Here is a 24,167-nt window from a genome sequence, read left to right as displayed (position 1 = left end):
ATAGTCAATGAATAATTCTATAAACTAGATTATATGCTTTTTGGTTTCTATTTAAATCTAAGCTACTATTAATTGGCAACTAATTCATACAATTCTTATCTTTGCTAGTAAACCTAATTATATGTTCGATCGCATCGTTAAATTCACAAACAGTACTTCCTTCATCAACGCTTCAAAAGTTACACTTGCATCTGTTGTTCCTGTCCTGTTTTTTAACTTTTTAGGTTATTTCGAAATTGGCTTCACTATTGCTCTTGGTGCTTTTTATACTTATCCGAGTGATATCCCTAGTAATCTTAAACACAAGATAAAAGGGATTGTAGTTACGGCTCTAATTGTTTCATGCGTTAACCTATTGGTTAATCTCGTTTATCCATTTCCTTGGTTGTTTTATCCATTTTTAGGAATATTACTCTTCCTATCGTCTATGATTTCTGTGTATGGACAAAGAGCAACTATGGCATCATTCTCAGCTTTACTTTCTATTTCACTATCGTTTGCTCACTTACACGAAGGCTGGGAAGCTGTATTGCATTCTAGCTATATATTTGCAGGAGGGTTATTTTATTTAATTGTTTCACTTATTTTTCATTACGTTAAACCGCATCGTTATGTCGAATTGCAAATTGCCGATGGAATTCGATTAACTGCAAAATACTTAAAACTTAGAGGAGATTTATGGAATCCCGACGCCGACAGAAAAAAGATCATTGAAAAACAATTACATCTTCAGGTTGAATTAAACCAAATTCATGAAAATTTAAGACAAGTACTTATTGGCAATAGAGCCACATCTGGAGACTCAAGTCAAAATCGAAAGATGCTTATTGTATTTATAACACTAGTCGAAATTCAGGAGCTAGCACTATCTACATCATTTGACCATAATAAATTACACAAAAAGTTCAATGACCATCCTGAAGCGCTACGTTCTTATCAGAATCTAGCTTATAAACTCGCTTCGACTTTAAAAAAACTATCCAAAAGTGTCCATAAGGCTTCTAAATATATCTCTGTAAACGATCTAAAGAAAGAACTCGATGGATTAGAATCTGCAATTGATGCATATAAAAACAATCTAGGCAAAATTGAAGCTTCTGAAGGAGTTTGGATGCTTACCAATATGCTGAAATATGCTCAGAAGCAGGTCGAAAAAATAAAAATCGTGGAATTAGCTTTTTCATCGGCTATTCATTCTTTTGATTTTAAAGAAAAAAACAAGGAACTTGAAAAATTCTTAACTCCACAATATTATCCGATACGTACATTAATTGAAAATTTTAGCTTCTCATCTACTTTTTTCAGACATTCGCTACGACTTACCATAACCATTATGGTAGGTTTTATAATTGGAAAATTACTTCCATTTCAAAACGTATACTGGATTTTATTAACAATTGTAGTAATTATGCGTCCTGGTTATGGATTAACCAAAGAACGTTCTTATAATCGTGTTTTCGGCACCATCTTAGGAGGATTAATTGCTTTTGGAATTGTATCCTTAGTACACAATCACATTGCGATAAGCATATTTGCTATTGTATGTATGTTAATTGGTATTTCTTTTACACAAAGCAATTACAAAGTCAGTACTACACTTGTTACTATGTATGTAGTGTTTGTTTACGGAATTTTAACTCCTAATATCCTTGAAGTAATTCAGTTTAGAATATTAGATTCTCTCGTTGGTGCTACATTGGCCTTTTTAGCAAATTATTATTTATGGCCAGCTTGGGAGTTTTTGAATGCTGCCTCGTTTTTAGAAAAAGCTATTGAAGCCAATAAAAATTATTTACGAGAAATAGCGGAATATTACAATAAAAAAGGAACATTACCAACATCTTATCGTTTGGCTAGAAAAAATGCTTTTATTGAAATTGGAAATCTTATGACCTCTTTCCAGAGAATGATACAAGAACCAAAATCAAAGCAAAAACAACTTCCGCAAATAAACAAGCTTGCGGTTCTTAATCATTCCCTGCTTTCGTCTTCAGCTTCTTTAGGAACCTATATTCAGTCTCATAAAACGACTTCGGCATCCGAATCTTTTAATTTTGTAATTGACATTGTCATTTCTAATTTAAATCACTCAATTGCCATTTTAAGACATGGAAAAACATCTTTATACAAGAATAAAGACATTAATAAAGAAAAATTGACTTTCCATTTTGAAGAATTAAAAAGAAAAAATTTCAGTAGATTAGAAAATGACAATGAGCTTGACGAAAACGCTAGAGAATCCAAAATGCAAGAAGCACAACTAGTAATCGAACAATTAATATGGATGACTGATCTATCTGATAAAATACTAACAATTACAAAAGAGTTTATAGCAAAAAATCCAGATTAAAATTAATCTGGATTTTTTATTTAAATCATATTTTCAGCGCTAGTTAATTATTTAACTTTAAAGCAGCAGCAGTATTTTTTCTTATTTCAGCTAATAATTCTGGTTTATCATTTAAAGTCTGACCATAAGACGGAATCATTGCCTTGAACTTTTCATTCCATTCTGGCGTTTTAACTTTATCTTTAAAACACTTATTAATCAACCCGACCATGATTGAAACTGCTGTTGAAGCTCCTGGAGAAGCTCCTAATAAAACTGCTAATGTTCCATCTTCGGTATTAATAACCTCTGTTCCAAATTCTAGAATCCCGCCTTCTTTTTCATCTTTTTTAATAACCTGAACACGCTGTCCTGCTCTTTCTAATTTCCAATCTTTAGATTTTGCATTTGGCAAATATTCACGTAAAGCATTCATTCTATCTTTAGGAGATTGTCTTACTTGCTCAATTAGATATTTCGTAAGCGGAATATTATGATAACCTGCAGCCAACATTGGCATTATATTATCTGTTTTTATCGACATAGGTAAATCCATATAAGATCCATTCTTTAAAAATCGAGTAGAAAAACCTGCAAATGGACCAAAAAGCAAAGCTCTTTCACCATCAATCATTCTTGTATCGATATGAGGAACCGACATAGGTGGCGCACCAACACTTGCTTTCCCGTAAACTTTAGCTTGATGCTGAAGAATAACTTCTGGATTAGTACATTTTAACCATTGCCCGCTCACAGGAAACCCTCCAAAACCTTTTCCTTCAACAACATTTGCTTTTTCTAACAAAGGCAAAGAACCTCCACCGGCACCAATAAATACAAATTTAGTATATACTTTTCTAGTTTGACCTGTTGCTAAATCTGTGATTTTAATTCTCCATGATTTATCTTCACGTTGCTTAAGTTTTTTCACTTCGTGATTGAAATGAATTGTTACACCATCTAATTTTCCTAGATAGTTAAACATGCTTCTTGTTAATTCTCCAAAATTCACATCGGTCCCGATTGCCATAGAAGTTGCTGCGAATTTATCAGAAGCATCTCTTCCCTCCATTACCAAAGGCATCCATTCTTTTAATTGAGAAAAATCAGTACTAAAAACCATCTCTTTAAAAATTGGATTTTTTTGTAATGCCTCAAATCTTTTTTTAAGATAATCCACATTTTTTTCTCCCCAAACAAAACTCATATGAGGAACACTTTTTATAAAATTATCTGGAGATGTAATTTTGTTTTGCTGTACTAAATATGACCAAAACTGACGAGAAACTTCAAAAGATTCAGCAATACTAATTGCTTTCTTAGGATCAATACTTCCATTTTTTTCTGGAGTATAGTTTAATTCACAAAATGCTGAATGTCCTGTTCCAGCATTATTCCAAGCATCAGAGCTTTCGGCTGCGGCAACATCTAATCTTTCGTAAATTTCAATTTTTAAATCTGGCTGTAATTCTTTTAAGATTAACCCAAGAGTTGCACTCATAATTCCAGCACCAATAAGTACTACTTCGGTATTTGAACGTATGGTTTTGTCGGACATAACAAGAAAATTTTAAAATGCAAAGGTACTTCATAAAATTGCAAAAAAAAACTATAAATTTCACCTGAAAAGTTATAGTTTTCTAAAACGTTTTCGGAATAAAAATCTCTAGAACATTAGAACATTTTTCGAGACAAATAATCCTGAAGCATTATCGTTGCTGAGATCTCGTCAATCAATCCTTTGTTTTGACGTTGCTTTTTACTCAGTCCACTATCAATCATTGTTTGAAATGCCATCTTAGAAGTAAATCTTTCATCTACTCGAACCACTTTCATATCAGGAAAAATATTTGAAAAATGAGTTACAAAACCTTTTATAATTGAAGCACTCCCTGATGGTTCTCCATTCATTTGTTTTGGCTCACCAATTAAAACTGCTTCGACCTTCTCTTTGGCAAAATAGTCTTTTAAAAAATCAATTGTTGTATGTGACGGAATTGTTGTTAAACCTGAGGCAATAATTTGCAATTCATCAGTAACAGCTATTCCTGTTCTTTTTTGTCCGTAATCTATAGCGAGAATTCTTGGCATCTTAATTTATTATTATAAGACAAAGATACATAAAGTAAAAAACTCATGTCCAAAAAAAATCCGTTCTATGAAGTAGAACGGATTAATTAAAATTTTTTCTCCAAAAAAAATTAAAACAATATTAAAAAATTTATAATAGGAGCTTACTATCAACTCTATTTATACTAATTCATAGATCTAAACCAATCTTAAAATGGAATTTTGCTCTTAAAAATTCTTATATATAATTTCACTTCAAAAGTAATGGCTATTATGATTTTAATTCATGATAATTATCATCGAACAAAAGAAAGAATTAACTAGTTCTCAAATAATTCATCAAAGCAAATCGCCTTCAAAACAATACAGTAAAACAAGCAACAATATTCAAAAACTTTAATAACTAAATCAGGCTCTTAAAAAATTAGATCAATAAGTAATCAATAATTTAAAAAAAAATAGTTCTTTTGCTCAAAATTTTATTTTATACAAATAAATTAAAGCAAAAGCAGATACATAAAAATTACTAAACGCCAAATGAATAACTATAAAAACAGTATTGTTTTATTTCTAAAAAGATTCTTTTTAATTGCTGTAATCTACCAATTCTCAAGAATTCTATTTTACCTCATAAATCTAAAATTATTTGAAACTATTACATTTCAAAACGTTACAGGAGGTCTTCTATTTGATTTAGCGGCCATTGCCTATATTAATATTATATTTTTGATTGCTCACTTGATTCCAGGCGATTTTAAATACAAACCTAGATATCAAAACATTTTAAAAATTACTTTTTACTTCGTAAACCTTCTATTTATTGCTACAAACTTTATAGATATTATCTACTATCGTTTTACAGGTAGGAGGAGTACTTTTTCAATGATTACTGCCAAAGGAATGGAACAAGAAGCTCTAGGTTTAATCCCTTCGTTTCTAAAAGAATTTTGGTACATCTTTGTTTTATTTCTTATCGTAAGTATTTTGTTATGGAAATTAATACCTAATTTAAGAACACATTTAATACACGAAAAAACAACTAGAAAAGATTACTACAAACAATTTGCTTATTTTATACTCTCTTTAGTTATAATTTTGCTTTTGGGACGTGGAGGTATTCGAAAAAAACCTATTAAGATTGTAGATGCTGCTGAATATGGTGCTCTAAATAACTCTGGTTTGGTTTTAAATACTCCTTTTTGCATCCTTAAAACTGTTTTTAAGAAAGAAGATATAGATAAAGCAAATTATTACAATGAAAAAGAATTAATTTCTATTTACAATCCTGTTATTTCTTTAAACCCAAGTCAGCCAGCTATCAAAAAAAATGTTGTGATTTTAATTCTAGAAAGCTTTGGAAATGAAAACGTTGGACGCGGACAAACTCCTTTCCTAGATTCTTTGATTACAAAATCTTATTACTTTAAAATGGGTTTGCAAACGGAAAAGTTTCAATTGATGCTGTTCCATCTATACTCTCTAGTATTCCAAGTTTAATGAATAATTCCTTTATATCATCAAGCTATTCTTTGAATAAAATAAATGGTCTCCCGAAAATTTTAAAAAAGAAGGCTATAATACTTCTTTCTTTCATGGTGCCTTTAATGGTAGCCAGAACTTTGATCAATATGCTGAAGTAGCAGGATTTGATCAATATTATGGAAAAGATCAATATACAGGTAAAGATGCATTTGATGGCAAATGGGGTGTTTTTGATGAAGAGTTTCTACAATTTTACGCCTCTAAATTAACTTCTTTTAAGCAACCGTTTTTTAGTTCTTTATTTACTATTTCATCTCATAACCCATATACTATTCCCGAAAGATACAAAGGAAAATTCCCTAAAGGAACTACTGAAATTCAAGAAAGCATTGCGTATACAGATTTTGCTCTACGTAAGTTTTTTAATACTGCTAAAAAAGAAGGATGGTACAAAAACACCTTATTTGTAATTTCTTCTGATCATACTTCTTCTGGCGGAGATAAAGATATTGATAAAACAAATATTGGAAAATTCAACATTCCTATTTTATTTTTTGATCCCTCAAATTCTCAATTAACAGGTGTTAGCGATAAAAACTTTCAGCAAATTGACATCATGCCTAGTATTTTAGACTACTTAAATATAAAAACTGACATGGTTAGTTTTGGTAAAAGTTATAAGTCTAAAGAAAATTTTGTAGTTTATTATCTTCAAGGTACATATCATTACATAAAAGATGATTATTATCTGGCTTTTGCGAATAATAAAACCATTGGTTTATACAAATGGAAAGAAGATGTGCTATTAAAGAATAATTTAATGCTACAAAATAAACCTAAAGTCCAAGAATCTGAAAAATTCTTAAAAGCATACATTCAATCTTTTAATGAAAGAGTCATCAATAACAAATTGGCTTTTTAATCACTGATTAAGAATACAAAAGAAACATGAATTAAAAAACAATAGAAATCACACAAGATTTTTATTGTTTTTTTTTGTTTAACTACATTAGTAATTATCAAATAAATGATTCAAACTATTACAGAAATTTTTAAGAAGTCGCTCTACTAAATAAAACTACTTTTATTTGAAACCAGAACAAATTTAATTAAATAAGTTTCTGAGAAAGAACTACCTCATAATCTAAGGTAACACTAGCTAAACTTAATAATATCAAAACAGGGTTTGACTTAAATTAAAAAGTCAAACCCTGTTTTTTTATAGGTATTTTTTTTGGGGGCAAAAATCTCTATCTATTTATCTATTAAAGAAACGACTAAAAAAGCCTCTTTCCTCCTCTTCCTCTTCATGTTGAGTTTGAGTTTCTGATTGATGATGAGTCGATTGATTTTTTTCATTCTCATACATTAAATCTTTAATATACTCTATATAACTTCTATTTTTCTCTTCTAAAAATCCAATTAGATATTTCTCACTAAACTCCATTCCGCTAGCTGATTCTATTTGCAACAATTTTTTATATAAAGGCTCAATATGCATCGAGATTACTTCTTGTGGCACAGAGCGTCTTCTGGCAAAATAGTTTACGATCACTCCATTTTCATCCTTTGCAATTTCAAAATCTGTAACAACCCAATAAAATCTTCCAGATTTAGCTAGATTTTTTACAACAGCATGAAAATTATTCCCTTTTTTAAGGTTTTCCCATAGTACTTTAAATATTACTCGTGGCATATCAGGATGTCTTATGATGCTGTGTGGCTGCCCCATTAACTCATAATCTTCGTATCCGCAAACATCTACAAAAGTTTCATTTGCATATTCGATAATTCCAATTGGATTTGTTTTACTCATAATCACTTGGGTTTTATCCCAAGAAACTTCTTTATCAATTGGCGTAGGTCTTTTAAACAACTGGTTTTCTTGATTCATAGTTATAATACTAATTAAATTTTGGATTCAGACAAAATAAAATACAGACGTGCTGTTATTAGATTGTTCCGCAAAACTACTTTTATAACAATTATCAAAAATTGATATTTATCAGGAAATAAATTATAAAACATTCTATATAAGTAGGTTTGTTTGAAATAAAAAGGCTATCGTTTTACTCCACAAAATAAATTGTTGTTTTTTGTTTAAAATTGTTAGTATCTGGAAATGGGGGTTGTTTTAAAAAAAAATCGAATTATATTTGCCTAAAATATTACTATTATGAATTCATTACAAACTATTATAGAACAAGCTTGGGATAACAGAGCTTTATTACAAGAAACAACAACTACAAATGCTATCAGAGAAGTAATTGAACTTTTAGATACTGGAAAATTGCGTGTTGCTGAACCAACTGGAGAAACTTGGCAAGTTAACGAATGGGTAAAAAAAGCAGTGGTTATGTATTTCCCTATTCAAAAAATGGAAACTCTAGAATCTGGTATTTTCGAGTATCACGATAAAATGCTACTAAAAAGAGGATATGCTGAAAAGGGTATTCGCGTAGTACCTAATGCTGTAGCACGTTATGGAGCATATATTTCTAGTGGTGTAATCTTAATGCCTAGCTATGTAAATATTGGAGCATATGTTGATGAAGGAACTATGGTAGATACATGGGCAACCGTAGGAAGCTGTGCTCAAATAGGTAAAAATGTACATTTAAGTGGTGGTGTAGGAATTGGAGGCGTATTAGAGCCATTACAAGCTGCTCCAGTGATTATCGAAGACGGTGCATTTATAGGTTCACGTTGTATCGTTGTAGAAGGCGTTCATGTTGGTAAAGAAGCTGTTTTAGGAGCAAATGTATGTTTAACAGCCTCAACTAAAATAATTGATGTAACTGGTGAGACTCCTGTTGAAATGAAAGGATATGTACCTGCTCGATCAGTAGTTATTCCTGGAAGTTATACCAAAAAATTTGCTGCAGGCGAATTTCAAGTTCCATGTGCTTTAATTATTGGTACTCGTAAGCCATCTACAGATTTAAAAACTTCATTAAACAATGCACTTCGTGAGTACGATGTTGCTGTATAATAATATATCATTAAATTCTCTTTTTATAAGTAAGAATGCTAATTAAAGAAATGAAAAAACTATCTGTTATCATACTTACTTATAATGAAGAGTTTTATATTGCCGATGCAATAAAATCTGTTTCATTTGCTGATGAGATTATCGTTTTAGACTCTCATAGCACTGATGCTACACAAGAAATTGCTTCTAATCTTGGGGTTAAGCTCATTTTTAGAAAATTTGACAATTACTGTAACCAAAGGAATTATGCAATAAGCTTTGCAACTGGAGATTGGATATTATTTTTAGATGCCGATGAAAGAGTTACAGAAAAGCTTCAAAAAGAAATACTTGAAAGCATCGAATCGGATAAATTTGATGCTTACAAAATTTGGTTTCCACATTATTTCATGAACCGTTTTCTATTTCATTACACAGACAAAGTCGTTCGTTTAATGAAAAATGAAAATCTAGTTTTTGAAAATGAAGTACATGAAAAATTAATACTAAAGTCAAAGCCTGGTGTATTAAAAAACTACATGATACATTACACCTACAAAGGACTATTCCATTTCATAAGTAAAAAGGATAAATATGCCTGGTTCCAAGCAAAAATGTCTGCAGATAAAGGAAAAAAAGTAACGCTATTTTTACTTTTCTTTAAACCCTTTTATCGTTTTTTTCACACTTATATTGTAAAAAGAGTCTATCTTGATGGAGTACCAGGTCTTGCGGCGGCGGCAATCGATGCTTATGGTGTTTTCTCTAGATATGCAAAAATGATGTTAATAGAAAAAGATTTAGAATAGCTTTAATTTCCCAAATTTGATTTTTAACCTGAATGTCATTAAACTATCATGTCCTTTAATATCTATTCGCTTAATTTCATAATTATCTTTAAAAGGAAAACGATTAGGGCGATTGCCAATTTTTAAACCAAATTTTATTTTATTCTTAGCTATTACCTGCTTAAAAAGTTCTTTTCCACTTCCCTTCTTAGGGTAATTACCATATGGATAGGCCAAAGCAGAATATATTTTTAAATCATTAACTTTTATCACCTCCTCGCACTTCATAAAATCTTTTTCTATTTCTAAATCAGATAATAAGCTATATTTTTTATGCTCATAGGAATGGTATCCTAATTCTATTCTGTCTCTATTCAGTTTTTTTAACTGCTCGATTGTCATTATTTTATTCCCCAAAACCTCAGAACTTTCATTCCATAAATCTGTTTTTCCTATATATGAAAAAGGAATAAAGAAACTGGCCTTTAAATTGAATTTATCCAATAAAGGCACTGCATAAGTAAGCTGATTTTCAGTAACATCATCAAAAGTAAGAACAATACTCCTTTTGGGGATAGACTTCATTTTTGATAATTCTTCAAAATGATAGGTTTGATAATTATTATCTTTTAAATATTGAAATTGTTCTTCTAATTTTTGCACTGAAATAGTCAAATTATTAGTTTCATTTTCAGATTCGCAAATGTTATGATACATTAAAATAGGGAGTCGAGACATTTTGTTTAATTTTACACAAAGTTATAAATCTAAAATTATTAATATTGCACAAAATTGATTTTATGCCCCAAAATGTAATAGTTCCAAAAATTAGTGTTTTGACATTTTGTTTTAATGAAGAGAACAATATAAAAAAGCACATTGAAAATGTTTCATTTGCTGATGAAATCATCTTCATGGATGGTGAAAGTACTGATCAAACAGTAGCTATTGCAAAGGAATTTGGTGCAACTGTTATTAAACAAAATACCACTGACAAAATACAACAACAAAATATAGCTATCAATCAGGCCAAAAATGATTGGATATTATTATTAAATTTAGATGAATATCTTTCTCCTGAGCTTAAAAATGAAATTTTAACTAAAGTTTCTGATCATAAAAATAATGAACTTTATTACATTAAACAGACATTATTTTTCTTCAAAAAGAAAATAAAACACGGGGAATTCAACAACAAAAAAAGAATTTTTCTTTTTGATAAAAAAAGATACTCTTATTCAGGCGATGAAAAAAGGAAATCTAATATATCGTTCTTTAAATCAAATGTATTAAAAAACAGAATAGACTCTTATTCATACAAAAGTTTCGACGAATACAACTATAAGCTAAGTTTATTAAGTAAAAAGGAAGCTTTAGAATTATATGATAAAAATATGAAACCAAATTTTTATCATTTTTTACTAAAACCTTTTTTCAACTTTATAAATCAATATTTCATTAAATTTGGCTTCCTTGACGGTAAAGAAGGTTATATTCTTGCTTATATAAATTCATTTGCGGTTTTAAAACGTTATTTAATACTTTGGTTAACATATAACAAAATGGAGTAACTTTACTTTTATACCCCTACAATAAGAAACAAAATATAGTTTTTATTAAACTTACCCCTAATAATGAAAATATTAATCATACAGCAAAAAAGAATTGGCGATGTCCTGATAAGTACAATTCTTTGTAATAATCTTAAAAAAAATATCCCAATTCTACTATAGACTATATGTGTTATTCTAATTGCACAGATGTTTTAATAGGTAATCCGAATATTGACTCGGTAATTGTATTAGAAAATAAAACAAGAAAATCATATCTATCATTATTTAATTTTATTTTCAAAATGAGATCTAATAAGTATGATATATTAATTGATGTTTATGGTAAATTAGAAACTAATTTAATAACCATTTTTTCTGGTGCTGATTATAAAATATCATACTACAAATGGTATTCGTCTTTGTTTTACAATCATAACATGAAGCGTTTTGAGGACACTACTGAAACTAAATATGGACTAGCTATAGATAACAGACTTTTGCTATTAAATCCTTTAAATTTGGACGCTGATTCAATAGATCCTTTTCCAAAATTATATGTAAGTAATGACGAAAACGATGAGGCAATTGCTCTTTTAGACAAACATAAAGTAAAAAAAGACCAGAAAATCGTAATGATAAGTCTTTTGGGAAGTGAAAAATCTAAAACTTACCCTCTAGAATACATGGCTAAAGTAGTAGAATATGTTGCAGAGAACAAAAACCTAACTATTCTTTTTAATTATTTTCCAAATCAAATTGAAGACGCTCAAAAAGTATTCAATTTATGCTCAAAAAGTACCCAAGAAAAAATCCATTTTGATTTATTAGGCAGTAATTTACGATCCTTTATAGGCATAATGAATCAGTGTGATATAATCATAGGAAACGATGGCGGAGCAATTAATATGGCAAAAGCATTGAACAAACCCTCTTTTACAATCTTTTCACCATATGTTAAGAAAAACGACTGGGCAACCTTTGAAGATGGATTACGCAATATTTCGGTACATTTAAATGATTTTAAACCCGAATTAATTGATTTAAGTTTACCACACAAGGAGATTAAAAATAATTTCGCTCAACTTTACGAACAATTTAATCCTGAATTATTCAAAGATCAGATTGAGTTCTTTATAACTAAGAATCTTTAAAAGACAAGTAAAGCCTGGAAGGGTATCAACAAAAAAAAAAAAAAACATTATTTAAAATAATGTTTTTTTTTTTTTAAGATTTCCAAAACTTTAATCTCTTTTTTAACCTTTGCTTTTTCGCAAATTCTTCTTGAAATTTAACGGTATCTTTCCACATTTTTTCAAAAATTTGAGTCTCAGTCTTAGCTGAATATAATTTTGCATACTCATTACTCATAATTGCAATCATCTCTTTAAGAGGGGTAAGTCTTCTAAAATTATTCATACGTTGTTCAAAACTCATTTCAGTATGAAAATTCATTCTATTTAAATCAACTAAGAAAAAATCATATTCATTATTACCTCTTTTTTTAATTAATGTATTCCCAGGAGAATGGTCTAAAAATTCAATTCCCTTTTCATGTAGTTTAAAAGTAAAACGGGTAAATTGCCTTAATATATTTTCGAAATCAGGATAATTATCAACCTCAATAAGTTCTCTATAAGTTAACTCAGTTACTAAATGTTCACTAACGTAGTAACTATCTCTTAAACCAAGCCAATTATAGTTCTCTAAAAAAGCGATTGGTTGCGGAGTTCCAATTTCTCTTTCTAATAAAATTGTAGCGTATTCAAAAGAACGTCTTGCTTTTGATTTTCTAAAATATTTATAAGCTATTTTATTAAATAAATTTGGAATTTTAAAGGATTTAATATTAATCGTCTTAGCCTTTATATCAAATAATTTAATAACATTACGTTGACCATTTCCAAAAACAATACCATCGGAAGAATTGAAATTATATATATATAAAAGAATTTCTTTTGTATCTTCTTGTGTATTAAAAAATTTATATTTGATAGTCATTAATCTTATGAAATTTTATGTTTAGTATTTATTTAATATTGGTTTCCAAAAATTAATTACTTTCGGTTTATTAATTCCATGACAACCAAATGGTAGCTGATTATTAATTAACTTAAATGCTATTTTAGGTTTTCGGTCTATTGCAAAATACAAAGCTTCTTTATAATTAGGTATCTTAAAATTCTCATCAAATTCAGGTGCCTTTATTGACCAAAAGACATCTTCGATTGCATAAATCTCTTTATCTGCAGAATTTAGAAAATCAAAAATAAAGTCTTGTTTTGTCTTGCTGATTAAGTAATGGGATGCTGTTTTTCGTAATGAAAAGCCTCCATTACCAACTTTAAAGAAAATTTGTTCTCGGTCTTTTTTCTTTTTGATCTAAATTTTCTAACTATTTTATTATAATATTTTAACAATATAGTACTTTCTGGTGTGGCAATCCATGGAGCTCCTATATAATCATACCCTTTTTGACACCATTCTTCTAAAGCATCTTTATAGACAAAAGCATCCAACTGATAAATCAATATATATTCACTATCTAAAAAAGCTTCATAAAAAAGAGACGACAACAATAACTCATTATAACCATCAATATTTTCAAAATACCTTTTAGGAAAGCTTATTGCTTTAATTTGATTAAATTCGTTCGTAATATAAGAATTATCCAGTCCTTCAGGCTGAACTAAAACAATATCATAGTTTTTAAGCACTTTGACACACTGTAAAAAAGATTTTTCCTCTAGCTCCCCAAAATGCTCTTTATAGATCGGAATAATTATTTTTACAGTATTTTTCATTTTATTAATTTAATCTTAAGTCTATTCTAATTATAAAATAAGTTTATTTTGTAATTACATCAAATATTTAATTTCTTATTCCTCTACATTAATCAAAACACAAAAATAACCTTATAATTAATAAAAACTTATATTCTCATCAAATAAATTATTTTTATTATAATTGATTTTACATTAGTACAAAAAACAAGTCCAATGTTAATTAAAAAACATAGCCTCTCACCAAATTTTTAATTTAAGGATTAATATATAAAAACTTTTAAGTCTTTACAAAATTACTTCTATTTTAAACTTTTTTAATACAGAAAAAAAAGTACAGTAAAATGCACCATTTGTTTTCTTTGTGATCAATTTTATTTTTCAAATTAGTTGCGCTTTATTTTTTTAAAAAATTAAAAATTATCATATTTTTACAAATCCTCCCCTTTTATTATAATATTTTTAAAAACCTGATATCCTATATTTTAAAACCACCTTCAATATTATATTATAATTCTATTAATTAAACACAGTAATTATATAAATTTAGTAAGTGAAATTTTAACTAAATTTGCAACAGCAAAACAAAAAAAAATCATGCGTATTACATTAATAAGCCTTGATAATTGGGGATTCAACGAACATATTGCAATTACATTAAAACAAGATGGGCACGACGTACATCACATTGATTTTAATAAAATTCAATATAAGTACCCTAATCCTTTTCATAAAATATATAATTTTATATTAAAATCATTTTTTAGAAAAAATCTAAAAACAATGCATTTTGGAAAAAAAATAATTAAAAATCTTGAGGAAATTGGAGAACTCCAAGATGTAATATTAGTTATAAAAGGTGACTTTATTGATGTAGAAAGTGTTAAAAAATTAAAAAAATATGGAAAAAAAACAATTGCATATTTTAATGATAATACAAAACGCTGTCCTAAAATAATACAAGTAATACCTCATTTTGATGAAGTTTTTTCCTTTGAAAAAGAAGATTGTAAAAAATATAATTTAAATTTTGCAACCAATTGGATTTACAACTCTTCATCTGATAATAATAATAATAATAATAATGTAGATATCACATATCAGGTTTTTAATATTATTTCAAAAGATGGAAGATTACCAATTCTTTCGAAAATAGCAAATAATTTAGAATTAAACAATATCAATTATAAAATATTTGTTTATCACAAAAAAAATAAGAAAAAGACGAAAACTATTGAATATATAAATGAGTATATTTCATTATCAGAAGTCGAACAATATATAAACAAATCACAAGTTTTACTTGATGTTAATAGAAAAGGACAAAACGGATTAACTTTTAGAGTGTTTGAAAGTATAGGGTTACGCAAAAAACTTATTACAACTAACTCCGATATAATAAATTATGATTTTTACAACCCTAATAACATTCTCGTAATTGATGAGAAAAAACCAAATATCCCACCTTCTTTTTTTGAAACAGAATACGAAAATATTCCAGATAAAATCTTCAGAAAATATACTTTAGAAGGCTGGATTGAGAATGTTGTTTATAATTCTAAAACAAAATTTAACTAAAAAAATGCAACAAAACATATATATAATCTGCCCTCCTAGCAAAGCTACTGGAGGTCCAGAAGCATTACATCAATTAGGTTATATCTTAAATTCTCTAGGCTATAATGCTAAAATGTTATATTCAAAATACAAAAAAGATCCTATTCATCCTTTTTACAAAAACTACAATGTTCCTTATGTAATGAAGGTAAAAGATAGTATTGAAAATGTGATGATAATCCCAGAATCAATGACTAACTTAATAGCTAAATATCCTTTGGCTGAGAAAAAAGTATGGTGGTTGAGTCTTGATTTTTATGAAGTCTTAATGAATAGTAGGGAAAAGAAAAAAAACTGGATAAGAAAACTACTTGTTCCTTATAAACATACTGAATATAGATTTGAACCCAATAAAACTGTCACTCACTGGTATCAATCTCAAAGAACAAAAGAGTTTTTATTGACCAAAGATCATAAAAATGATATTGCTTATTTGTGCGATTATGTTACAGAACTTTTCTTTGATAATTTACCCGATATTGGTAATTTCCCAAAAGAAAACATAATAACCTATAATCCAAAAAAAGGATTAGATAAGATTGAAAAATACATGGCACTTCTTCCTCAATACAAATGGATACCTTTATCTGGTATGACAAGGGAAGAAATGAGAGATACTTTACGAAAAACTAAACTCCATGTTGACTTTGGTTACTTCCCAGGAAGAGATAAAATCCCTAGAGAGTCACTTATTTCGGGGGTTTGTTTGTTAACTGGACGTGATGGTACATCAGCTTTTAAAGAAGATCTAGGAATACCCGAAAAATATAAACTACATGCAGATGAAATGCAACCTGAAAAAGTAACAGAACTAATTAATCATACAATGAATAATTATGATGAAGTTTTTGCTGAGTTTTTAGACTTCAGAACATTTGTAATGAATGAAAAAAATAGTATGATTGAGAACACAAACAAACTTTTTAATAAACTATAAGGATATTATTATGAAAATTTGTTTAATTAGTTATGATTCCACTTACTATGACCACAACATTATAGATGAATTAAAAAGAAGAAACATCGATGCTAATCACATCGATGCTTCTAAATTTAAATATAAATACACTTCCATTTTTGATAAAATTCAAAATTCTATCAATAAAACTTTTTTTAATAAAAATAAAAAAACCACTGCATTAGAAAATTATTTAGTTGAACAAGTCAAAGAATTTGGGCATCACGATGCTATTTTGTTTATACGTCCAGATAAAATAAGTAGAGAAACTCATTTAGAGCTTAAAAAACTTACCCATAAATATCTTGCATATATTTATGATAGTTGCAGACGATTTCCTATAGATAATATAGTAGATGGAGTTTTCGACGAAATATTTTCATTCGATTTAATCGATGTTAAAAAACATCAATTAACATTCATCTCCAATTACATTTACATGGAAAAGAGAGCAATTACACTTGAAAATGCAAACGAAAATATTTTTATTGTAATTTCTATTGATGAACGTTTTACATTTTTAAACAATCTGGCTAACTATCTTTCATCTCATTCTATTCCGTTTAAATTTATGCTTGTAGGTAAAAAACCGCCTGAAAACATAAATCAAAACATTATTTACTCTAAAGGACTTATTTTTCCAGAAGACCTAAAAGCTGACTTTGAAAACTCAAAAATATTCTTGGATCTAATACGAAAAGATCATAATGGACTAAGTTTCCGAATATTTGAAGCTTTGGCAATGCAAAAAAAGATTATCACTACAAATAAATCAATTAGTGAATATGATTTCTATAATCCAAATAACATTTTAATTCTCGACGAAAATGATTCGAATATAAATATACCCGAAGATTTTCTCACAACACCATATCAACCTTTAAGCCCAGAAACATTTCATAAATATACTATTGAAAATTGGGTAAAAACAGTCTTTCAACTGTAAGAAAAATAGCTTCATGATATAATTATTGAATTAAACTCAATACTCTTGCTCTAATTGTATCTACTGAGAATGGTTCTATAACCTTTTGTGAAGCTAAACTAATTTCATTCCAGATTTCTTCATTTTGGTACATTCTAATTATATTATCTACTATTTCCTGACTTGTATTACCAATAATTATATTCTCACTTTCACCAAAATTAAATCCCTCAGCTCCAATATTTGTTGTTACTAATGGCAAGCCATATTCTAAGCTCTGTCCAATCTTTCCTTTTATCCCAGCTCCATAACGCAATGGCGCTACAAAAATCCGTGAGTTTAAAAAATATGGAGATACATCTTTAACATAGCCTACAATTTTAAATTTTTCTGAATTTAACTCCATTATAGATGCTGGTGGATTACTGCCAATAATTGTTATTGAAATCTCTGGTAATACTTTCCATAATAAAGGCATAATCTCTTCATACAAATAATTAACTGCATCAACATTTGGTGTATGATCAAAGCCTCCTATAAAAAGTAGTTCTTTTCTGTTTTCAAAACATACAGGAGTAACATTATTTATGTACTGGTGGATATTTCCTATTGCTATTGCTTTATCATTATTTTGATAATACTCCTTTAAACTTTCCTTTTCAGATTCTGAAATAACAATAATCCTATCTGCCTTTTCACAATTATCTAATTCAAGTTCTAAGTATTTGTTCGCAATCTCCATCATTTTTGGATCGCCCTTTAATTCAAACTCTCTTTTAAATCTTAAATAATGGAAATCAACCATGTCAAAAAATATTTTTGCCTCTGTTTTGTATTTTTTAACGAGTGGGTAATATTTATTAAAAATTTCTGGTCTATGCAACCATACAAAATCTACTTTTGGTAAAACCTCTTTCAGAAATCCTTCTTTTGTTATTAATTTATTAAACCTATCGATAGTTGGTTCATAAACAACAACTCCCATTTCTTTAAATATTTCTATATATTCTGATTGATATTTATATTCTTTAAAATCGGCTAATAAAAAAACACCTACATTATTATGCAAAAGCATCTTAATTATCTCTGTTAGTCTTCTGGATCCTGAATCTTTATTAAATTCTGGTATTTTAGTATCAACAATTAAAACATAAGAGTTATATTTTAATTCACTTAAAAAGTCAATTCTAACTTTGTTTTTTTTTAGTTTTTGAGCTAATTTTTTTAATCTGAAATATAATTTGATCGATTTATACATTTAATTTGTAGTTAGTTTAAAAAAAAATGAATGTTTTAGTAATAATAATCTAGAGTGAATGACTCTTCTTATCAGCAAAAAAAATATCATCTAATACTTTGTGTGTGCTATTTATATCAAAATTTTCTATAAAAAATTTTGATGCCTCTAAACTTTTTGCCTCATAAAACTCTTCTTCTTGCAAGAGTTTATTAATATAATTTGCAAATTCTAATGGACAATTAGTTACTAAACAACCATTATTTGTTTTATTTAGCAAACCATCTATTCCTCTTTCATTACAGACAACTGGTAATCCATACGATAATGACTCTACAACTTTTATTTTTAAACCAGTTCCTGACAACATTGGGCAAATAGCAATTTTGGCTTTTTTGTAGACTCCGTCTAAATCTTCAATAAATTTTATTTTCTCTACATTTTCAAACTCTGGTATATATTTGGCTATTTTTCCTATAACGGTAATTTTTATATCCCTTTTTATATTGGGATACACATTTTCAAAAAACCATCTAGCAGATTTTACATTATGCTCATTTTCACTAGCAACATATACAACATCTATGTTTTTAGCATTAACATGCCTGTCTTGTGCATTATTTGGCAAACTATGAGTTATTAAATCTAGTTGATTATCTAAAAACTGTGAAAAAACATACTTTTCTTCATTAGAAATTACCCAAACTCTATCAAATTTTTTAAGCACAGAAATTTCTGTCTGAAAATAATCACTTAAACTAAATTTTTTATTAGTTTGAAATTGAGAAGTCAAAAAATCATGAGTGTCAATAATCCATTTTTCATTATCTCCTTTTTTTGTATTATCTAAAAGTGATGCCCAATAAGCATAGGAAATAATTTTATAGTCATAATTTCTTGATTCAATTATTTCAGCAAATTGTTCTTTATGTTCGAATTTAGTCCGATCAAAATCTTTGACAAATCTATTCATCTTTCTTGGCAAAGAATATGTCAAAAGATATTTAATCCTTTTACTTTTTCTATTTCCTCTTTTTAAAAGAAAACCTTCTGCAATTAAACCTTTAGATTTCATTTCCAGAATAGAATCTTCTTTAAAATCATCAGATTCTTCTCCCACAAAATCTACTTTAATATTACGACTTTTAAAATATCGCAACAAAGATAAAGCTCTAGCATTATTTCCTTGAGTAAACATCAATGGGTTTTCAGGATAGAAATATAAAATACGCATAATTTAAAATTTAATTTTGGAGTGCTATTTATTATACTAAAAACTGATTTATTTGGCTAATCCATTCATCTAAAACATCTTTTTCGTTATGTTTTTTTGCCATTTCATGTGCATTTGCTCCCATTTTTTTTCTCAAGTCTGAATTCGTCATTAAAGTAACCAAGGCGTCTTTCATTTCTTCTTCATTTTTAACCAAAAAACCATTCGTATTATGTTCTATTAATTCATTTACACCCGAACAAGTTTCAAAACCTATGCAAGGAAGCCCTACAGTCATAGCTTCGACCAGAGCAAGTCCAAATCCTTCATACTTACTAGGAAAGATAAATAGATCCGATTCTTTCAGCTTATCAATAGGATTACTTGTAAACCCATTAAAAAACACTCTATCTTCAATATTTAACTGTCTCACCAGATTTTGTAACATTTCTAAATCACTACCTACTCCCCAAAAATGTAAATCCCAGTTTAAATATTTATTTGCCAAACGAGAAAACACCAAAATAGCAACATCTTGTTGCTTACAATTTGTAGCTAATGTGGCTATGTTTACTATTTTAAATCTTTCTTTAACATTATTATGATTTACTATTTCTGAATCATCAATTTGAAAAACTGGATTTGTTATAGTAAAAGCCTTCCCTTTGAATGTATCTGGCAAATATTCCTTATAACTTTCAAATAAAACCTGAATACCACTTAAGCTTTTATACGAATCTTTAAGTAACTGCATCTCGTTCTCAGAACGATACCATAACAGATCTGAATAATCATAATCTGGTCGTCCGTTTACAGAATTAATAATTGGGATATCGTAATCATTTTTATACGAAATTTCCAACAACGAACTAATGCTCATTGTAATAATTAAATCAGGTTTAGATGCTATCACATATTTTCCCCAAGCCTGTGATCGATTAGATAGGTTGAATTTATTTAATTCATCAATACCACCCCATTTTTTCAACAAAATTTTATTGTAGATCTTGCTGTACTTTTTTAGAATCTTATAATAAACCCACAAAAAAAGTTTTTTTCCTTTGTAGTTATGTAATTCTAATGTACTTTTTTGAATAACTTGATCATCAAAAATATTAGTTATTTTTATTTTTTCATCCAAAGAAAAAAATGGATTTCCATGACTATTTTGATTTGTAGCTATTTCTACTTCAAAATTATTATTTACTAAATTATTAGCTAAATAGCAACATATTTTTTCTGTTCCTCCAGATCCGTTTAAAAAACCATGGTGTTGAACTAATAATATTTTCATTTAATAAATTTTTGACCTTATCTCTTTTCGCATTCTTTTTCTAACTTTTGAAATCGGTATAACCTTAACAAAAAACAATTTTACTTTACATTTTAATTTTAATCTTTTATAATAATTCTCAAAATCAACATGACTAGGGGAATTTATAAAAAATAAAAAATAAGCATTTAATTTCCTCTTATCTTCCTCTTTCAAAAAAGGTAAAACATTTTTTTGTGTAAATTCCTTTATCAACTTATGTAAATATTTTTTTTGATCTGCATCCAATGGCATAGAAAGATATCTCAATTGAAATGGTTCATGTTCCATAAAAAGTGCTAAATGCAAAGAATGAGAATTATATAAATTATTTTTTTATAAAAATCGTCTAGAATTTCAAACCATCTTGGAATTTGTACCAGTACCTTACCTACAGCATTATTAATAGATTTATGATTTTGATTTTCATGATGTCTATAATGATATTGCCCACTAGGATTTCCCGCAACTCTTGTGGTTAAAGCAAGTAATTGATGCGAAAACAATCCATCTTCACAGGGTTGTATATTCTCTGGAAATCTTATATCAGAATGCTTTAATAAAAAATCATGCTTGAGTAATTGTGCCATTGTAGGCAGCGCATAAACGTTTGGCAAACGCTTACAGCAATCTTCTCCAATTACGACAATATCTAAATCTTGCTTTTTAGCTAATTCATAAGAAGTACTAAGGAATTCTGAATCAATTGTATCGTCAGAATCCATAAAAAAAATATACTCCCCATTAGCCAACTTCAAACCATTGTTTCTAGCATTTGAAACTCCCGAGTTTTTCTGCTCTAACAATCTTACTCTTTCGTTCATTTGTGAAAATTGCTCACAAATCATCAATGATTTATCGGTAGAACCGTCATCGACAAGGATTAGTTCAATTTCCTTTAAACTTTGATTTAAAACACTTTCGATAGCTTCAGAAATGAATCTCTCTGAATTATAAACTGGTATAACGACAGAAACTAAAATTTTTGAATTGGTTATTTTCATTTAAAATTTGAAATTAGAGTTCAAATATACACAAAGTAAAGTGATATTTATTCCAAAGAACAGACTCAATCTAACTGAATATTTTTAAACTAGATCTATTTAATTCTATTAATTAAATACATTTGTATTTCGAAAATATTATATACTAATTATTTTTCAAGAAGATTAAACAAATAAAAAATGAACGAAGAAATACACAACGCATACGAAGTCATTAAAGAAGGAGGAATCATTCTTTACCCAACTGATACTGTTTGGGGAATAGGTTGCGATGCAACAAACCCAGAAGCTGTTGCAAAAATATATAAACTGAAGCAAAGAGCCGAAACACAAAGTATGATTTGCCTAATGAATGGTGAAAAAATGATGTATAATGTATTCAAGGATATCCCTGAGGTAGCTTGGCAAATTTTAGATTTATCCGAAAAACCGACAACTATTATTTTAGATAAACCTCGAAATGTGGCACCAAATATCATTGCATCAGATAACTCTTTAGCAATTAGAATAGTAAAAGAGCCTTTTTGTTTTAAACTTTTAGAGCGAATGAAAAAGCCTTTAGTTTCTACTTCAGCTAATATTTCTGGACAACCAACTCCAATTGCTTTTAAGGATATTAATCCAGAAATTATTAAAGGAGTGGATTACGTAGTAAATTTACATCGCGATAGAATAGCAGGAAAACCATCTACAATTATTAAATTAACAAGTGACTCACAAGTAAAAATAATTCGCAAATAATTTTAGAACTAATTGATAATTAACAGTTGTTAATTATCAATTAGCTTCAAGCTTTCAATTAACCAATCAATGTCCTCTTTGGTATTGTAATGACTTAAAGAAATTCGCAAATTCGGAAGTTTCAAATCAGCTTCCGATAGCATTTCTTTTAATACATGTGATGGGCGTACACTTCCTGATTGACAAGCGCTTCCTCTAGAAACTGCTATTCCCTTCATATCTAAACTAAATAGTAACATTGCCGTTTTATCTGAGGAAAAGGGTAATATTACATTCAGAATTGTATAGAAATCATCTTTATTTCCATTAACTCTGAAGTCTGGAAATTCAATTTCTAGCTGATTAACCAAATACATTTTTAATCCTGTAATATATTCTTTTTCGCTATCTAAATTTTCATACGAAAGCGTCAAAGCTTTTGCCATACCTGCAATTTGATGTACCGCTTCAGTTCCTGCACGCAATCCTTTTTCTTGCTCACCGCCAAAAAGCAATGGTTGCAATCCTGAGTTTTTTCGAACAAAAGCAAAACCAATTCCTTTTGGGCCATGAAACTTATGCGCACTTGCAACAATAAAATCCAAAGGACAACTTTGTAAATCTATTTTTGTTTTACCCACAGATTGTACCGTATCCGAATGAAACAACACATCATATTGCTTACATATGACACTAACTCTGTTTAAATCTAAAACAACCCCTATTTCATTATTAACATGCATCAAACTTACAATAGTCTTCTTCTCTTCTGATAACAAATTTGACAAATGAGTTAAGTCAATCGATCCATCAGAGTTAATATTTACATAATCAATTGTAATATTATATTCCGATTCTAACACCAAAGCGGTATGCAAAATAGCATGATGCTCAATTTTAGTAGTTATTATTCGCTCGATTTTCAAGTCTTTTACAGCCGAACGAAGTATCCAATTATTAGCTTCGGTACCACCAGAAGTAAAAATAATTTCTTGTGCCGAGCAATTTAATTGCTTAGCTATACTTTTTCTTGAAAGTTCTAAAATTGTCTTGGCATTTCGTCCAAAACTATGTGGAGAGGATGCATTACCATAATCTTCAATCATTACTTTGGTCATCTCCTGAATGACTTCTGGTCGTATGGCAGTTGTAGAGGCGTTATCGAGATATACTTTTTTCATTGTGGCAAAGTTAAGAAATATCAATTG

The 24,167-nt window shown here is 28.6% G+C and carries 24 protein-coding genes and 1 pseudogene; 12 read left to right on the top strand and 13 right to left on the bottom strand.

Going from position 1 to position 24,167, the window contains the following annotated elements; translation table 11 throughout:
• Window positions 1–121 precede the first annotated feature (121 nt).
• Window positions 122–2,350, top strand: a complete 2,229-nt coding sequence (locus tag EAG11_RS03075) for an FUSC family membrane protein (protein ID WP_129537849.1) — start codon at window positions 122–124, stop codon at window positions 2,348–2,350.
• 43 nt (window positions 2,351–2,393) lie between these two features.
• Here the strand turns inward: EAG11_RS03075 and EAG11_RS03070 are convergent, their stop codons facing one another.
• A complete protein-coding gene (locus tag EAG11_RS03070; RefSeq protein ID WP_129537848.1) occupies window positions 2,394–3,887 on the bottom strand; it encodes a malate:quinone oxidoreductase in 1,494 nt (497 codons plus the stop codon).
• A 116-nt stretch (window positions 3,888–4,003) separates the two neighbouring features.
• Window positions 4,004–4,420 carry a Holliday junction resolvase RuvX gene (gene ruvX / locus EAG11_RS03065; protein ID WP_129537847.1) on the bottom strand — a complete coding sequence of 139 codons (417 nt, stop codon included), beginning with the start codon at window positions 4,418–4,420 and terminating at the stop codon, window positions 4,004–4,006.
• A gap of 516 nt (window positions 4,421–4,936) precedes the next feature.
• Here ruvX and EAG11_RS22070 point away from each other — a divergent pair.
• The 3 genes and pseudogenes from EAG11_RS22070 (at window position 4,937) to EAG11_RS22060 (ending at window position 6,803) form a co-directional block, all read left to right on the top strand.
• The gene (locus tag EAG11_RS22070; RefSeq protein WP_242499250.1) at window positions 4,937–5,896 is read left to right on the top strand and encodes a hypothetical protein; all 960 of its coding nucleotides are present in this window, start codon (window positions 4,937–4,939) and stop codon (window positions 5,894–5,896) included.
• Between the two features lie 115 nt (window positions 5,897–6,011).
• Window positions 6,012–6,467 (top strand): annotated as a pseudogene (locus EAG11_RS22065) (LTA synthase family protein); the annotation flags it as partial.
• A gap of 30 nt (window positions 6,468–6,497) precedes the next feature.
• Window positions 6,498–6,803 (top strand): hypothetical protein, encoded by a 306-nt coding sequence (locus EAG11_RS22060; RefSeq protein ID WP_242499249.1) that lies wholly within the window; start codon window positions 6,498–6,500, stop codon window positions 6,801–6,803.
• Between the two features lie 336 nt (window positions 6,804–7,139).
• On the opposite strand, the gene EAG11_RS03055 is transcribed toward EAG11_RS22060, so the two are convergent.
• On the bottom strand, window positions 7,140–7,775 hold the full coding sequence (locus EAG11_RS03055; RefSeq protein ID WP_129537846.1) for a PAS domain-containing protein: 636 nt from the start codon (window positions 7,773–7,775) through the stop codon (window positions 7,140–7,142).
• A 282-nt stretch (window positions 7,776–8,057) separates the two neighbouring features.
• On the opposite strand from EAG11_RS03055, the gene EAG11_RS03050 reads away from it, so the two are divergent.
• Window positions 8,058–8,873: a 2,3,4,5-tetrahydropyridine-2,6-dicarboxylate N-succinyltransferase gene (locus EAG11_RS03050; RefSeq protein ID WP_129537845.1), complete on the top strand. Its 816-nt coding sequence runs from the start codon at window positions 8,058–8,060 to the stop codon at window positions 8,871–8,873.
• Between the two features lie 50 nt (window positions 8,874–8,923).
• The gene (locus EAG11_RS03045) at window positions 8,924–9,661 is read left to right on the top strand and encodes a glycosyltransferase family 2 protein (protein ID WP_129537844.1); all 738 of its coding nucleotides are present in this window, start codon (window positions 8,924–8,926) and stop codon (window positions 9,659–9,661) included.
• Here EAG11_RS03045 and EAG11_RS03040 read toward each other — a convergent pair.
• Window positions 9,653–10,378, bottom strand: a complete 726-nt coding sequence (locus EAG11_RS03040) for a polysaccharide deacetylase family protein (protein ID WP_129537843.1) — start codon at window positions 10,376–10,378, stop codon at window positions 9,653–9,655. The two genes, EAG11_RS03045 and EAG11_RS03040, sit on opposite strands and share 9 nt — an antisense overlap.
• A 62-nt stretch (window positions 10,379–10,440) precedes the next feature.
• On the opposite strand from EAG11_RS03040, the gene EAG11_RS03035 reads away from it, so the two are divergent.
• On the top strand, window positions 10,441–11,211 hold the full coding sequence (locus EAG11_RS03035) for a glycosyltransferase family 2 protein (protein ID WP_129537842.1): 771 nt from the start codon (window positions 10,441–10,443) through the stop codon (window positions 11,209–11,211).
• Window positions 11,212–11,495: 284 nt separating this feature from the next.
• Entirely contained in the window at window positions 11,496–12,344 is an 849-nt protein-coding gene (locus tag EAG11_RS03030) for a glycosyltransferase family 9 protein (RefSeq protein ID WP_242499248.1), read from the top strand.
• A gap of 73 nt (window positions 12,345–12,417) precedes the next feature.
• On the opposite strand, the gene EAG11_RS03025 is transcribed toward EAG11_RS03030, so the two are convergent.
• The 3 genes from EAG11_RS03025 to EAG11_RS03020 are packed head-to-tail and all read right to left on the bottom strand — an operon-like array spanning window position 12,418 to window position 13,994.
• Entirely contained in the window at window positions 12,418–13,191 is a 774-nt protein-coding gene (locus EAG11_RS03025; protein ID WP_129537841.1) for a Kdo domain containing protein, read from the bottom strand.
• A 21-nt stretch (window positions 13,192–13,212) separates the two neighbouring features.
• Complete coding sequence (locus EAG11_RS22730) at window positions 13,213–13,545, bottom strand: DUF5672 family protein (protein WP_371414656.1); 333 nt, start codon at window positions 13,543–13,545, stop codon at window positions 13,213–13,215.
• A complete protein-coding gene (locus tag EAG11_RS03020) occupies window positions 13,485–13,994 on the bottom strand; it encodes a DUF5672 family protein (RefSeq protein WP_129537840.1) in 510 nt (169 codons plus the stop codon). Before EAG11_RS03020 ends, EAG11_RS22730 begins: the two co-directional genes overlap by 61 nt.
• Window positions 13,995–14,570: 576 nt before the next feature.
• Between EAG11_RS03020 and EAG11_RS03015 the strand changes: the two genes are divergently transcribed.
• The 3 genes from EAG11_RS03015 to EAG11_RS03005 are packed head-to-tail and all read left to right on the top strand — an operon-like array spanning window position 14,571 to window position 17,494.
• Window positions 14,571–15,551, top strand: a complete 981-nt coding sequence (locus EAG11_RS03015) for a hypothetical protein (RefSeq protein ID WP_129537839.1) — start codon at window positions 14,571–14,573, stop codon at window positions 15,549–15,551.
• Window positions 15,552–15,555: 4 nt separating this feature from the next.
• Window positions 15,556–16,527 carry a hypothetical protein gene (locus EAG11_RS03010; RefSeq protein WP_129537838.1) on the top strand — a complete coding sequence of 324 codons (972 nt, stop codon included), beginning with the start codon at window positions 15,556–15,558 and terminating at the stop codon, window positions 16,525–16,527.
• 10 nt (window positions 16,528–16,537) lie between these two features.
• Entirely contained in the window at window positions 16,538–17,494 is a 957-nt protein-coding gene (locus tag EAG11_RS03005) for a hypothetical protein (protein ID WP_129537837.1), read from the top strand.
• Window positions 17,495–17,516: 22 nt separating this feature from the next.
• Here the strand turns inward: EAG11_RS03005 and EAG11_RS03000 are convergent, their stop codons facing one another.
• From EAG11_RS03000 to EAG11_RS02985, 5 genes are all read right to left on the bottom strand, one after another.
• Window positions 17,517–18,731, bottom strand: coding sequence for a glycosyltransferase family 4 protein (locus EAG11_RS03000; RefSeq protein ID WP_129537836.1), 1,215 nt, complete (start codon window positions 18,729–18,731; stop codon window positions 17,517–17,519).
• A gap of 49 nt (window positions 18,732–18,780) precedes the next feature.
• Entirely contained in the window at window positions 18,781–19,785 is a 1,005-nt protein-coding gene (locus tag EAG11_RS02995; RefSeq protein WP_164998650.1) for a glycosyltransferase, read from the bottom strand.
• A 190-nt stretch (window positions 19,786–19,975) separates the two neighbouring features.
• On the bottom strand, window positions 19,976–21,217 hold the full coding sequence (locus EAG11_RS02990; RefSeq protein WP_129537834.1) for a glycosyltransferase: 1,242 nt from the start codon (window positions 21,215–21,217) through the stop codon (window positions 19,976–19,978).
• Entirely contained in the window at window positions 21,218–21,526 is a 309-nt protein-coding gene (locus EAG11_RS21880; protein WP_207209617.1) for a hypothetical protein, read from the bottom strand. It lies immediately after the preceding gene.
• A gap of 8 nt (window positions 21,527–21,534) precedes the next feature.
• Window positions 21,535–22,239: a glycosyltransferase gene (locus EAG11_RS02985; RefSeq protein ID WP_207209616.1), complete on the bottom strand. Its 705-nt coding sequence runs from the start codon at window positions 22,237–22,239 to the stop codon at window positions 21,535–21,537.
• A 180-nt stretch (window positions 22,240–22,419) separates the two neighbouring features.
• On the opposite strand from EAG11_RS02985, the gene EAG11_RS02980 reads away from it, so the two are divergent.
• Window positions 22,420–22,980, top strand: a complete 561-nt coding sequence (locus tag EAG11_RS02980) for an L-threonylcarbamoyladenylate synthase (protein WP_129537833.1) — start codon at window positions 22,420–22,422, stop codon at window positions 22,978–22,980.
• Window positions 22,981–23,009: 29 nt separating this feature from the next.
• Here EAG11_RS02980 and EAG11_RS02975 read toward each other — a convergent pair whose 3' ends face one another.
• Window positions 23,010–24,140 carry a cysteine desulfurase family protein gene (locus EAG11_RS02975; protein ID WP_129537832.1) on the bottom strand — a complete coding sequence of 377 codons (1,131 nt, stop codon included), beginning with the start codon at window positions 24,138–24,140 and terminating at the stop codon, window positions 23,010–23,012.
• Window positions 24,141–24,167: the final 27 nt, after the last annotated feature.

This window comes from Flavobacterium sp. 140616W15, assembly GCF_003668995.1.
Lineage (GTDB): Bacteria > Bacteroidota > Bacteroidia > Flavobacteriales > Flavobacteriaceae > Flavobacterium.
This window is presented reverse-complemented; position numbering and strand designations above follow the sequence as displayed.